This window comes from Macrococcus carouselicus (assembly GCF_004359515.1).
Lineage (GTDB): Bacteria > Bacillota > Bacilli > Staphylococcales > Staphylococcaceae > Macrococcus > Macrococcus carouselicus.
Genome location: NZ_SCWD01000001.1, coordinates 324,751 through 337,407, shown reverse-complemented (window position 1 = coordinate 337,407; position 12,657 = coordinate 324,751). Strand labels below are relative to the sequence as shown.

Sequence of the window (12,657 nt, the reverse complement as noted above, 5' to 3'; positions counted from 1 at the left end):
CTTTTTAGTCTTCTATGACGAGACGGTCTTGACTGAACCGCCCGCCTCTACACTGATATCCTTGACCTATCATTTACGCGGCGTACCATTCATATCAAGATAGACCCACCTGGAACCATCGGCATGAACGTGACCGATGCTGATATCAGTGTCTTACCTTCTTCGATCGTGATGCTGACGACATCCATTTTCTCCATTGCGTAGAAGAAGAGCCGGGAATCAAGGATTGCTATACTTTCCAGTTCTGCCTTGAAGTCGACGACATCACCTGGTCGCGTCTTCAGTGCAGGCTGACCTTAATTAAAAAAACATGCCAGCCCTGCTGACACGTTTATTATAATTTAATATAAGAACGAGATGATTGACGCGACCCGCCATAAGACGGTCACTTATCGCCTGTTATTTTCAGCTTCCTGTTTGACATGCTTGGAAGCCATCAGCAGGAGACCGATTGCAATCGACAGACTGAGCATGCTGGAACCCCCGTAGCTGAGGAACGGCAGCGGTACACCCGTCAGTGGTATGAGACCCACAACACCGCCCAGGTTGATAAACGCCTGGATGCCGATATAGCTCGCCGCACCGATGCAGATCAGACGATAGAACATCGACGTTGCAAGCGCTGCATACAAGAAGCCTTTGTAGACGATGAAGAAGAGCAGCGCGATGATGAGAATGACACCGACGAGCCCCAGTTCCTCTGCGATAACCGCGAAGATGAAGTCCGTATGCGGTTCCGGCAGATAGCCGAGTTTCATAATGCCGTTGCCGAGACCGCGACCGAACAGTCCGCCGTTGCCGATCGCCATGAGTGAGTTCGACAGATGATAGCCGATACCGCTCTCATCCTTGAACGGATTCTTCAGCACTTCAAAACGCGCGACCTGGTGAGGGGTCAGCAGGCTGCCGTTCGTGACAAAACTATAGAGGAACGCGAGACAGGCCACACCCACCAGCGCGCCCGCCGTCTTGACCATCGTGCCGAACGCAATACCTGAGTACATCAGGATGCAGATGACGATCATAAAGACCAGCATCGTCGACCCGAAGTCAGGCTGCAGCAGAACGAGCCCTGAACAGAAACCGATCAGAATAATCGGTGACACCAGATCAACACTCATCTGATTGAGGTTCTTCTTCTTGTCATAAATGTAGGCGAGATAGATGATGGTCACAATCTTCAGGAATTCAGACGGCTGTATCATCATGATGCCTGTCGGCAGCCAGCTCTTGGAGCCATTGACTTCAATACCGAAGAGCATCGTCAGGACGAGCAGCACCAGTACGGCGAAGATAGATCCCTGTTGCACCCGCTTATTCTTGATGATGTTGATGTGCATAAAATACGTCATAAAGAAAACGATGCCGAAACTGAGGATGATCGAGAACAGCTGCCGCTTATAGAAATAGGTCGAGCTGACAGCACCGGCGCCGGACAGCATGCCTCTCGGACCACCGATCATGCTCGCACTGTAAATCATCACCAGCCCGATCAGACAGAGCACGATATAGGCGATGAGCAGTGAGAAGTCGACATACTTGGAATAATCTCTTATATATTTAAAGAATCTTCTTACTTGATTCACAGTTCAACCACTCAATTCTAATAAAAAATAGTCTAAAGCACACGCTCTAGACATTTGTAAATGCATCATGCAGCTTGGAAAGCTCTTTTTCCAGGCCGGATAACAAGGTCTTTCCAAACTCTTTATCAATAAGCCCGAGCTTGGCAGCGAACTCAACCTCTTTACTGAGACCATACATCTGGGTATCCAGGACCTCTTCGTAAAGCGGGCATTGGGGCATCGTTAAGTTATCCATCTGAACTTTGATCAGCTGCAGTATTTTTTCTGCATCCTGATTAAGCTGGTCATATGCCTGTTGTTTGTAATCAATTGTTTCCATAGACATACACCCCTTTTTCTTCTATACTTTAAAAGTTTATAGTAGCCCTCCCTAAAAATCAAGCAAAAGTACATGACTCAGGGCTGCTATGATAGAATAAGGCTGAAGGAGTGAATGACTTGATCATACAAATACAAGGTAACGTCAGATTCAGAATTACACTTGATCCATCCACATGGATCTTCGATGACCGCAAAGTGACCATCGAGGAGATGGAAGCCGGTAAAATATCAGGGGTTGAGCCGATTTCATTCAAGGATAATAAAGCGTGGAACCGTGACATCCTGGAGGGCGGCGCGAAACCCCCGACATTGAATTCGGAGAAAAAATATAAGAAACAGCAGCTGCTGGAAAGCACCTATGTCATCAACCTCGAACCTTTCATCAAGATCACAGAACCCGCAGCTGATGCGACAGTCATCCGACTGTCAAACGGCAGCGAGCATGAAGATATCCGACTGGAGGATGTCGGTAAACTCTTCTTCCAGTTCTCAAAGGACGGCAAACGTCTGTATGCGGACGGTATGGTCGATGCCTTTCTGTATGACGGTGAATACAGTCAGAAAATCGAGCACGTCAATGCGATAGAAGTGATCTGATCGATATCATTGTCACGGTTCCCGAACCCATATTAAAAGGCCCGCACAGCGCTGTGCGGGCCTTTCATTCTATTTCTCTTTTCGTTCGTTATGCAGTCTCAGTCTATAGAGACCGAAGACGATGGCAGCGAGTATCAGACTCTCTCCCACCGGCAGGAAGACCGCAAGGAACGTCAGCAGGATACAGCCGAGAAACAGCAGAACGTAGATGACGATATTCTGCCAGAGCTTCAGCTTACGCGCAAAGCCTAAGTGATAGACAATCGCACTTAAGATAAAGATGGCAATCAGAAGCATCCACATCCCTTGCTGTGGATGTGTATCCACCTGAAAGAGCTTCGCAAGAAATGACAGACGTTCGGACGGATTCGTGCTGACACCTTTACTTAAGCCGAGCATCTTATTCCTCTTCCGCTAATGACGCAGCTTTTGCTTTCTTCTGCTCACGTTCACGTTGTGCTTTATCAAGCGTTTTCTTTCTGAGACGAATGGACTCAGGTGTCACCTCAAGTAATTCATCGTCATTGATATATTCAAGCGCTTCTTCAAGTGTCATGATTCTTGGTTTTTTCATTGTAGTGGTCTGTTCTTTAGTCGCTGAACGGATGTTGTTTGCCGCTTTCACTTTTGTGATGTTGACAGTTAAGTCATTGTCACGTGAGTTTTCGCCGACAATCATGCCTTCGTATACTTCAGTCCCCGGTTCCATGAAGTTGGTACCGCGGTCCTCAAGTGCCAGAATCGCATAAGTACTTGCAACCCCTTTGTCCATTGAGACAAGGACACCATTGTGACGGCCACCGATACGACCACGAAGGTACGGACGGTATTCATCGAATGTATGGTTCAGGATACCATAACCGCGTGTCATAGACATGAACTCTGTACGGTAACCGATCAGGCCACGTGCAGGTACGTTGAAGATCAGACGTGTCTGACCGTTTGATGTGCTCATATCCACCATTTCACCTTTACGTGTTCCGAGTGATTCGATGACTGAACCTGTGTTCTCTTCAGGCACATCAATCTGTACGCGTTCATATGGCTCATATTTCTTGCCTTCAATCTCTTTGATGATGACTTCCGGTTTGGATACCTGAAGTTCAAAGCCCTCACGGCGCATGTTCTCAATCAGGATGGATAAGTGAAGTTCACCACGCCCTGATACTGTCCATGCGTCAGGTCCAACTGATTCAACACGTAATGATACGTCTGTTTCAAGCTGTGACTCAAGACGGTCCTGGATGTTACGGGCTGTGACGAATTTCCCTTCTTTACCTGCGAACGGTGAATTGTTCACTGAGAATGTCATCTGCAGGGTCGGCTCATCGATGCGCAGTACCGGCAGTGCTTCCTGATGGTCAACCGGTGTCACTGTTTCACCGACGTTGATATCCTCCATCCCTGATACAGCGATCAGGTCGCCCGGATAAGCTTTGTCGATTTCGACACGCGCTAATCCGAAGAAACCGAAGATCTTAGTCACACGGAAGTTTTTGACTGTGCCGTCAATTTTGATGAGCGCGACCTGCTGACCGACTTCCATCGTACCGCGGAAGACACGGCCGATACCGATACGGCCGACGTAGTCATTGTAGTCAAGGAGTGCTGTCTGGAACTGGAGTGGCTCATCGCGGTTATCGACCGGAGCCGGTACATATTCCAGGATTGTTTCATACAGACATTGCATGTTCTCATCCTGCTGGCTGGCGTCGAGACTTGCAGTACCGTTGATCGCACTTGCGTATACGACCGGGAAGTCAAGCTGCTCATCATTGGCATCAAGCTCGATGAACAGATCATAGACTTCGTCAAGAACTGCTTCAGGACGTGCTGACGGTTTGTCGATCTTGTTGACGACAACTACAGGTTTCAGGTTCTGTTCAAGTGCTTTCTTCAGTACGAAGCGCGTCTGAGGCATCGTGCCTTCGTAAGCATCAACGACAAGAACGACACCGTCCACCATTTTCATGATACGTTCAACTTCTCCGCCGAAATCGGCGTGACCTGGCGTGTCCAGGATATTGATACGTGTTCCTTTATAATCGATTGCAGTGTTTTTCGCTAAAATAGTGATACCACGTTCTCTTTCAAGGTCATTGGAATCCATTGCACGTTCTTCTACGTGTTCATTTGCGCGGAAAATACCGGATTGTTTTAATAGTTCGTCTACTAGGGTTGTTTTACCGTGGTCAACGTGGGCGATGATGGCAATGTTACGCACATCTTCTCTGTAATTTGTCATTGTATGTCCCTTTCACATCTACAGTTTATTATGTAACTGTGATATTATAGCATATATCAGAGATTTATACTATATTGCTGTACGAAGGGATTAATATGAAGAAAAGCAAATCTATCTTCCTGCTGCTGGCAGTTCTTGCTGTCCTCTGCATGGTCGGTTTCAGTGCCGGCATCGCAGAAAACAGCCTGCTCATCATGCTGATCAGTTTCATTCTTTTCATCGCTGTTTTCGGGGCCGGTTTCACGCTGAAGAGAAAATACCGCGAAAATAACTGGCTGTAGTTTTTCTTCAAATTTCATTATTTTTACGCAGAATATGACGAAAGCACAGCAGTTTATCAGAAACTGCTGTGCTTTCTGTTATTTTCATCAAATTCTGCGATTTGTCAGAATGCTTCTTTCATTATAAATTGTAATCGAAAGGAGCGATTGACATGATTGTTAAAAAAAGGACCTATCCGGCACTGGAACGGCTGGAGGCGCTGCGTCACCGAATTCCCTTAACCGATAAAGAACAGCACGAACTCCAGGCGCTCATCAAGCAGAAGGAGCTGGAGGATTACTTCGAGACACTCATGCCGCAGGAACTGCTGGAAAAAGTCGATGTCATCTGGCATTACTCATATGCCGACTATCATCAGGAAATCTCATTGAATCTTATTCTCGTTGAAGCAGAAACGATTCATCTCCTCAAGCTGAACGATTACCGCGGACTTCATACACTCAATCATCAGGGCATGCTGACTGAATTCTTCTCGTGCACAGTGCGGGATGACCTTGCACAGCTGATGAGCACGAAGCTTGGCATCCAGTATCTCATGGACCGCTCGCTGAACATCCAGCTGCGCTGCGTCTGTCTGAGCCGTGACTTCGAACTTGACCTCCATTCCAGCAGGCAGCAGATTCTGACCATACACGACCTCTCCGCTTATTTCAGTCAGATGACTTCACCTGATACCAGTATGAATGATTATGCCGCCCGCCTCAGCCATACACCGGAGGCACCGGTCAGAATTCCTGCTGCTGTCCAGAACGGTCTCAGATGTCCCCACTGCGGTCAGCTGTCTGACTTCAATTATCATCATCACCTCATCCTGTGCCAGAAATGCCGTCAGATTTCGACACTTGACCAGGCATTCGTCACGGCCGCAAGAGAATATCTGTCGCTGTTCCCGGACAGCCGTCTGACAAAAGGCATCATGTACAAGTGGTGCAACAAAAAAATACCTGCCACTAAAGTCGCTTCACTGTTGAAGAAACATTTCAGTCCGGCAGGTAAGACGAAAGGGACCTATTATCTATGTGAGAACGGTCCGCTATGAATCAGCCTTAAATGAGATTCGAAGGGCAGCAGATAGTCTGCCAGCAGTTCCTGGTGGAGCGTTTGGTTGGCGACAAGAATCGAATTGGAATGAAGAGGATCAAGTTTCTCACCGAGCTGATTGCTGACAACCGCCCCGACTTCCTCAGCGATGATCAGTCCACCTGCAAAATCCCATGGATGCAGCCTGAGTGTGATATAGCTGTCAATAATGCCGAGGGCCACATAGGCGAAGTCAAGCGCAGCTGAGCCGTAGCTTCTTGCACTGCGGGCGGTTCTGATGATCGGCACATACATCTCACGCGTACGGTCCTTCGTCAGCCAGTTCGGATTCATCGAAATAATCGATGTGACGAGCGCGGTATTTTTGAGCATCGGCAGCTTCTCCTCATTCAGATAAGCGCCTTTCCCAGCTTCCGCATGATACAGCTTATCGTTCATGACGTCATAGATGACCCCTGCATATTTCTCGCCGTTATGGAAAATGCCGATGGAGATGGCGAAATTCTGCTGCTGATGGACAAAGTTCAACGTACCGTCAATCGGATCGATTATCCAAAGGTAGCCGTCTGCTGACGTGATGTCCTTACCGTGACCCTCCTCACCGATGATATGGTGGTCAGGATAAGTCTCTTTAATCCGGTCAACCAGAAAGACTTCAGTCGCCTTGTCCATATTGGTCACCAGGTCATTTGGATTGGATTTCGTTTCTATGATCAGTTCCTGCGACAGCTCTTCTCTTATTCTCTCGCCCGCAAGAAGCGCAATGGATTTTGCGAATTCGTATATTGACATAAGCGTTCCTCCTTGATTTAATTCTATTATACATGAGTCAACTTCCAATCAAAATTAATTGGACTATGTAGACACGAACGGAGGATGATGATGTACCACTTTACTCAAGATGACTTTAATGTCTTTCAGATTGACGGCCTTGAAAACCGGATGGCTGCTCTGATTGAAACGACACGCCCCAAACTGAATCATCTCGGCGACTATTTTGCAGACTTTCTGACAACGCATACGGGTGAGACCTACTATCCTCATGTCGCGAAACATTTGCGTCGCACGACCAATCCGCCTGATGACACATGGGTCGCCTTCTCAACCAGTAAGCGCGGCTACAAAATGCTGCCTCATTTTCAGATCGGTCTGTTCAGCTCACATGTCTTCGTGCTGTATGGCGTCATTTACGAATCGCCTGAAAAAGCCCGTCTAGCTGACAGACTAGCTGAGAAAAAGGATATCATCCTGTCACTCGATGACTTCATCATGAAAAAGGATCATATGAAGGAAGCGTGCGAGAAGATTGAAGCGGATACCCTTGCTGAAGGTCTCCGGCGTCTGAAGAACATCAAGAAAGGGGAACTGCTATTCGGCAGAATCTATAAGCCGGATGATAACGCTCTGACCTCTGACAAGGCTTTTCTGCAGGAAGTTGAAGAGGTCTTTATGCAGCTGATTGAACTACAATAAAACCTGTCGTATAACGAGAAGTTATACGACAGGTTTTTTATGAGCGCCGGGTCCTGTTATAGAGTATAAGCGCGATCAGCAGTAATACCGGCACCACTAACAGGGGCGCTGTCACGACAATTGCCAGCAGCAGGAGAAAGTTCACGACGACAGGGTTCCGTGCGTTCAGACTCCCTGCAATCACTGCAATCGACACCAGCAGCCAGGCGCTGAGTGCATAGACGACACGTCTGAGCATACTGACCATCATCGCCTCGTTGAAGATAAGCAGCATGCCCTGTGAATAGGAAATCTGCTCTGCCTGAATCATCTCACGGATTCGATGGTTCCAGCCACCCAGAAACTCCATGACAAATGTGTGGTCGAACGAGAGGATCATCAATCTCAGCGGGAAGAGCAGCACCACTGAGGTCATGACGAGAGCCGCAATCATGAATTTCTTCATAATCCCTGCAAAAAAAGAGCTTTTCAGCTCTTTTTCTAGTCGCGGTTGTTCATGCGGTCGTTATAGTTCTGACGGCGCTCTTCTGCAGCATCTACTGTTTTGTCGACATATTTCACACGGTCATCGCCAGTGCGGTGATAGGTCACAGTATCGTCTTCATCGACGCGATCAACTGTACGCTCTTCTGTTACAGTACGTTCCTGTGGCTCTTCGCGACGTTCTTTCACATCTGTTGTCTCTGGTTCATACGTATAGCGTTCACGTTCGATATTTTCATCGCGGTCCACATAGACAGGAGCCTCTGTGCGTTCACGGTCATAAGACACTGTGTCATGATCGTGGTAATAATCCTCGTTCTTGATGACCTTATCTTTACGTACAAACAGTAAGATAGCGGCGATCAGGAAGAATAGTGGAATCCAGAACAGGGCAACTGTCAGAAATAATGGAGAAGTCAGTAAGCCAGCAAGCAACAGCATCATGCCTGCTAAGATACGTTTCTTCATCGATAACAGACCCACTAAGCCTAAAATAAGCGGAATTGCCATGTAAGCAAGGAAGCCCCATGCAAATTTAAAAATCCAGTCTACAAATTCCTGAATAGTCATGTTGTTCTGCGCCAGCAGGTCACGTAATTGTGCTGCTTCGTTACTTTGGTTCAGCTGTCTCTCCATCTCATTTACAAAGTTCGGATCGTTGCCAGATACCAGCAACGAATAAAGCATAAAGCCTAAAAGACCCAGTAATGACAGCCATGCCAGCCATCCGAAGATTTTTTCAGCAATTCTGCTGACCGGTTTTACCGTTTGTGTATACTCTCTTCTTGCCATCATTTTCATCTCCTTAACCGTATTTAGTTATCAATTACCCTAATGTTCTGGTTGTAATCATTAATGAGGGAGCTATTCAAGTGACATCTTGAAGCGCAGGAACCGTTCGTTGTACTCAGCGATTTTTTCGGGTCCCAAATCCTCGTATACTTCAAGTTTCTGTCTGACGGCAGGCGATGGATAGAAACGCTCGTCCTCGCGCATCTCCTTATCAAGCAGCGCATAACTCGCCTTGTTCGGTGTCGCATAACCCACCCACTCCGTATTCTGCCTGCCGTTTTCAGCATCGAGCAGGAAGTTGATGAACTGGTGCGCACCTTCCACGTTCTGAGCGGTCTTCGGAATGACAATATTGTCGAACCAGAGATTCGATCCTTCCTTCGGCACAACGAAATCGAGGTCCTCATTCTCAGTCATGATATCAGCACCCATACCGCTCCAGACGACAGCGACATCCGCTTCTTTCTGAACCATCATCGTATTGATCTCATCACCGACAACACCCCGTACATTCGGTCCCATATCCTTCAGTTTCTGTTCAGCTTTCGCAAGTATCGCTGAATCCTTCTCGTTCAGTGACCGACCCATGCTGTTCAGCGACAGGCCCATCCCTTCACGCGCACCGTCCACAACGAGCACATTATTCTTCAGACGTCTGTCCCACAGACTGTTCCACGAGGAGAAGTCAATGCCTTTTGTTGTCTCGGGATTGAAGAGAATGCCGACAGTCCCCCAGAAATACGGAATCGAGTATTCGTTACCCGGGTCGAAGTCCTTATCAAGGAAATCCGGGTCGATATTCTTCAGATTCGGCAGCTGCCGGTGATCGACCGGAACGAGCAGCCCCTCTGTCTTCATCTTCTGAATCGCATATTCACTCGGCACTGCGATGTCATAGTGCGTGCCACCGTTCTTGATCTTCGCGAGCATCGACTCATTTGAATCAAATGTCTCGTAGATCACACGGATACCTGACTCCTTCTCAAACTTTCTGATCAGGTCCGGGTCCATATATTCACCCCAGTTATAGACGTACAGCACATTGCCCTTTCCCGCTTCAGGCGGTGGATCGATAAAGCGTGTGGATATGAGCAGCAGCACGGCCACGAGAAGGGAGATACCGACTAACTGTAATAATCCTTTCATCGTACAACCCCTCTTCTTCTATTTTCACGTTTATTCGTCATGAAGTAGTAGATGGCGATAATCGTCATCACGACCAGGAACAGAAGGGTCGACAACGCATTGATCTCCATTGAGATGCCTTTACGGGCCATCGAATAGATTTCGACTGACAGTACGCTGAAACCGTTACCTGTCACGAAGAAGCTGACCGTGAAGTCATCAAGGGAATAGGTCAGTGCCATAAAGAAGCCGGCGACTGCACCCGGCATCAGCTGAGGGATCACCACTCTTGATAACGTCTGATAAGTGGATGCACCGAGATCGGTCGCCGCATTGATCAGCGACTCATTCATATCATAGAGCTTCGGCAGCACCATCAGGACAACAATCGGCACGCAGAACGCGATATGAGAAATGAGTACCGACCAGAAGCCAAGGCCGAGACCCGTATAATGGCCGATGATCGTGAAGAGAATCAGGAATGATGAGCCGATGACAACGTCACTGCTCACCATCAGAATGTTGTTCAGTGTCAGCATACCGATTTTCAGCTGCTTGTTGCGCATATAATGAATGCCTAATGCACCGAAGACCCCGATCAGAGTCGAGATGCTTGCCGCAATCAGCGCGACTGCAATTGTATTCAGGATGATGACCATCAGACGTTTGTTCTCAAATACAGCCTTGTAATGGTCAAGTGTGAACCCTTCAAAATGATTCATATTGCCCGCCGAATTGAACGAGTAGAACATCAGGAAGAAGATCGGGAAATACAGGATGAGCAGCGTCAGCGCGAGAACAATCTTAGCTTGAACTTTCATCGGCTTCGTCCCTCACTTTCACTTTGTTTGGTCAGAATCATCACCAGCGCCATCGCCAGAATCAGGAAGACAGCAATCGTTGATCCCATTCCGTAGTTCTGGGTCACGAGGAACTGCTCCTCAATCGCGGTACCGAGGTTGACGACCTTGTTGCCTGCAATCAGACGGGTGATCATGAAGAGGCTTAAGGCAGGGATAAAGGTGATCTGAATACCCGTCTTCACGCCTTCAAAGGACAGCGGCATAATGACCTTTCTGAAGGTCGTCCAGCGATCTGCACCCAGGTCACGTGACGCCTGAATCAGATTATCAGGAATCGCGTCCATACTGTTGAAGATCGGCAGAATCATAAACGGAATATAGATATAGATAGAGACGATGATAAAGGCAGCACTCGTAAAGAGAAGCTGTGCATTCGGCAGATGCAGGAACGACAGCACATCGTTCACTGTACCTTCCTTGCTCAGAATCCCGATAAAGGCATAAGTCTTCAGTAACAGATTGATCCATGTCGGCAGGATAATGAGCAGCAGCCAGAACTGCTTGTTACGGGTACGCCGGATTGCGAGCGCCACGGGATAGGCGATGACCAGGCAGAAGAACGTAATGATAAAGGCATAGAGAAAAGACGTCAGTGTCATCTGCAGATAAGTCCCCGTGAGGAAGTGACGGTAGTTGTCCAGTGTGAACTTGCCGTCAAAATCCAGAAAACTCGAGTAGAAAATCAATACCAGCGGCAGGATGATAAAGAAAATGACCCAGATCATATAGGGAATCAGAAAATATTTTCTGGCCTCTCTCATTCCGCTACCTCATAGGATTCAATCCGTGCATCAAATTCGTCTTCAGTCTCTCCCGGCAGCATGATATGAATCGCCTGTTCTGAGAACGTCAGACCGACGACTTCCCCGACCGGTGCAGGTGTCGTGGAGTGACAGATCCACTCGTTGCCTTCACTGTCAAGAAGACAGATCTCGTAGTGCACACCGCGGAAGAGCTGCGACTCCACTCTTGCCTGAAGTTTCCCTTCAGCGGCAGGCGTCACGGCAAGGTCTTCGGGACGGATGACGACATCGACTTCCGCGTTCTGTCTGAACCCTCTGTCCACACAGGCGTATTCCTTGCCGTAGATCTGAACCACATAATCACGCACCATGCGGCCGGCAACGATATTTGACTCTCCGATGAAGTCAGCGACGTAGCGGTTGACCGGTTCATCGTAAATATCAATCGGCGTTCCGCTCTGCTCGATATGACCGTCACGCATGACAAAGATATAGTCACTCATCGCAAGCGCCTCCTCCTGGTCATGTGTGACAAAGATAAAGGTGATGCCGAGACGCTGCTGCAGTTCACGTAGTTCATACTGCATCTCTGTCCGGAGCTTCAGGTCAAGCGCGCTGAGCGGTTCATCGAGCAGAATCACCTCAGGTTCATTGACAATGGCACGCGCAATCGCGACACGCTGACGCTGACCGCCGCTCATCTCAGCGATACGGCGTTTCTCGTAGCCGTCAAGCTTCACAAGTCTGAGGGCCTCCTGAACCTTCGACTGTATCGTCATTTTATCCAGCTTTTTAATCCGCAGACCGAAGGCGATATTCTCAAAGACATCGAGATGCGGGAACAGCGCGTAGTCCTGGAACACAGTATTGACCTGACGTCTGTTCGCCGGCACAGCATTGACTCGCTTACCGGCGAACAGGATATCGCCTGACGTCGGCTGTTCGAAGCCGGCGATCAGTCTGAGTATGGTCGTCTTACCGCAGCCGGAAGGACCGAGCAGCGTATAGAACTTTCCTTCCTCGATCTCAAAGTTGACGCCCTTCAAGACAGGGTTGCCGTCGTATATTTTCGTTACATCGCTGAATGCAATAAATGGCTCCATATT

15 protein-coding genes are annotated in these 12,657 nt (G+C 48.2%); 4 read left to right on the top strand and 11 right to left on the bottom strand.

What is annotated here, in order from left to right:
* Positions 1 to 389: 389 nt before the first annotated feature.
* Together ERX40_RS01710 and ERX40_RS01705 are read right to left on the bottom strand one after the other, a co-directional pair.
* The gene (locus ERX40_RS01710; protein WP_133416769.1) at positions 390 to 1,586 is read right to left on the bottom strand and encodes an FtsW/RodA/SpoVE family cell cycle protein; all 1,197 of its coding nucleotides are present in this window, start codon (positions 1,584 to 1,586) and stop codon (positions 390 to 392) included.
* A 46-nt stretch (positions 1,587 to 1,632) separates the two neighbouring features.
* A complete protein-coding gene (locus ERX40_RS01705; protein ID WP_133416768.1) occupies positions 1,633 to 1,905 on the bottom strand; it encodes an Fpa/YlaN family protein in 273 nt (90 codons plus the stop codon).
* Positions 1,906 to 2,027: 122 nt separating this feature from the next.
* On the opposite strand from ERX40_RS01705, the gene ERX40_RS01700 reads away from it, so the two are divergent.
* Positions 2,028 to 2,504, top strand: coding sequence for a hypothetical protein (locus tag ERX40_RS01700; protein ID WP_133417576.1), 477 nt, complete (start codon positions 2,028 to 2,030; stop codon positions 2,502 to 2,504).
* A gap of 69 nt (positions 2,505 to 2,573) precedes the next feature.
* On the opposite strand, the gene ERX40_RS01695 is transcribed toward ERX40_RS01700, so the two are convergent.
* Both ERX40_RS01695 and typA read right to left on the bottom strand, forming a co-directional pair.
* The gene (locus ERX40_RS01695; protein WP_133416767.1) at positions 2,574 to 2,903 is read right to left on the bottom strand and encodes a YlaH-like family protein; all 330 of its coding nucleotides are present in this window, start codon (positions 2,901 to 2,903) and stop codon (positions 2,574 to 2,576) included.
* Position 2,904: 1 nt separating this feature from the next.
* Positions 2,905 to 4,749, bottom strand: a complete 1,845-nt coding sequence (gene typA / locus ERX40_RS01690; RefSeq protein WP_133416766.1) for a translational GTPase TypA — start codon at positions 4,747 to 4,749, stop codon at positions 2,905 to 2,907.
* A 95-nt stretch (positions 4,750 to 4,844) separates the two neighbouring features.
* Here typA and ERX40_RS01685 point away from each other — a divergent pair, with 95 nt between their 5' ends.
* A complete protein-coding gene (locus tag ERX40_RS01685) occupies positions 4,845 to 5,030 on the top strand; it encodes a DUF5325 family protein (protein ID WP_133416765.1) in 186 nt (61 codons plus the stop codon).
* Between the two features lie 152 nt (positions 5,031 to 5,182).
* Positions 5,183 to 6,070: a hypothetical protein gene (locus ERX40_RS01680; protein ID WP_133416764.1), complete on the top strand. Its 888-nt coding sequence runs from the start codon at positions 5,183 to 5,185 to the stop codon at positions 6,068 to 6,070.
* Here the strand turns inward: ERX40_RS01680 and ERX40_RS01675 are convergent.
* Positions 6,043 to 6,864, bottom strand: coding sequence for an inositol monophosphatase family protein (locus tag ERX40_RS01675; RefSeq protein WP_133416763.1), 822 nt, complete (start codon positions 6,862 to 6,864; stop codon positions 6,043 to 6,045). The genes ERX40_RS01680 and ERX40_RS01675 overlap by 28 nt on opposite strands.
* Positions 6,865 to 6,948: 84 nt before the next feature.
* Between ERX40_RS01675 and ERX40_RS01670 the strand changes: the two genes are divergently transcribed.
* Entirely contained in the window at positions 6,949 to 7,545 is a 597-nt protein-coding gene (locus ERX40_RS01670) for a YktB family protein (RefSeq protein WP_133416762.1), read from the top strand.
* 37 nt (positions 7,546 to 7,582) lie between these two features.
* On the opposite strand, the gene ERX40_RS01665 is transcribed toward ERX40_RS01670, so the two are convergent.
* The 6 genes from ERX40_RS01665 to ERX40_RS01640 all read right to left on the bottom strand — a co-directional run bounded on the left by ERX40_RS01665 (position 7,583) and on the right by ERX40_RS01640 (position 12,654).
* Entirely contained in the window at positions 7,583 to 7,990 is a 408-nt protein-coding gene (locus tag ERX40_RS01665; protein WP_133416761.1) for a hypothetical protein, read from the bottom strand.
* Positions 7,991 to 8,025: 35 nt separating this feature from the next.
* Positions 8,026 to 8,820 (bottom strand): DUF4064 domain-containing protein, encoded by a 795-nt coding sequence (locus tag ERX40_RS01660; protein WP_165980622.1) that lies wholly within the window; start codon positions 8,818 to 8,820, stop codon positions 8,026 to 8,028.
* 72 nt (positions 8,821 to 8,892) lie between these two features.
* Positions 8,893 to 9,966, bottom strand: coding sequence for an ABC transporter substrate-binding protein (locus tag ERX40_RS01655; RefSeq protein ID WP_133416759.1), 1,074 nt, complete (start codon positions 9,964 to 9,966; stop codon positions 8,893 to 8,895).
* Entirely contained in the window at positions 9,963 to 10,766 is an 804-nt protein-coding gene (locus ERX40_RS01650) for an ABC transporter permease (RefSeq protein ID WP_133416758.1), read from the bottom strand. Before ERX40_RS01650 ends, ERX40_RS01655 begins: the two co-directional genes overlap by 4 nt.
* The gene (locus tag ERX40_RS01645) at positions 10,763 to 11,569 is read right to left on the bottom strand and encodes an ABC transporter permease (protein WP_133416757.1); all 807 of its coding nucleotides are present in this window, start codon (positions 11,567 to 11,569) and stop codon (positions 10,763 to 10,765) included. Before ERX40_RS01645 ends, ERX40_RS01650 begins: the two co-directional genes overlap by 4 nt.
* Positions 11,566 to 12,654, bottom strand: a complete 1,089-nt coding sequence (locus tag ERX40_RS01640; protein WP_133416756.1) for an ABC transporter ATP-binding protein — start codon at positions 12,652 to 12,654, stop codon at positions 11,566 to 11,568. The genes ERX40_RS01645 and ERX40_RS01640 overlap by 4 nt, the downstream gene beginning before the upstream one ends.
* Positions 12,655 to 12,657 lie beyond the last annotated feature (3 nt).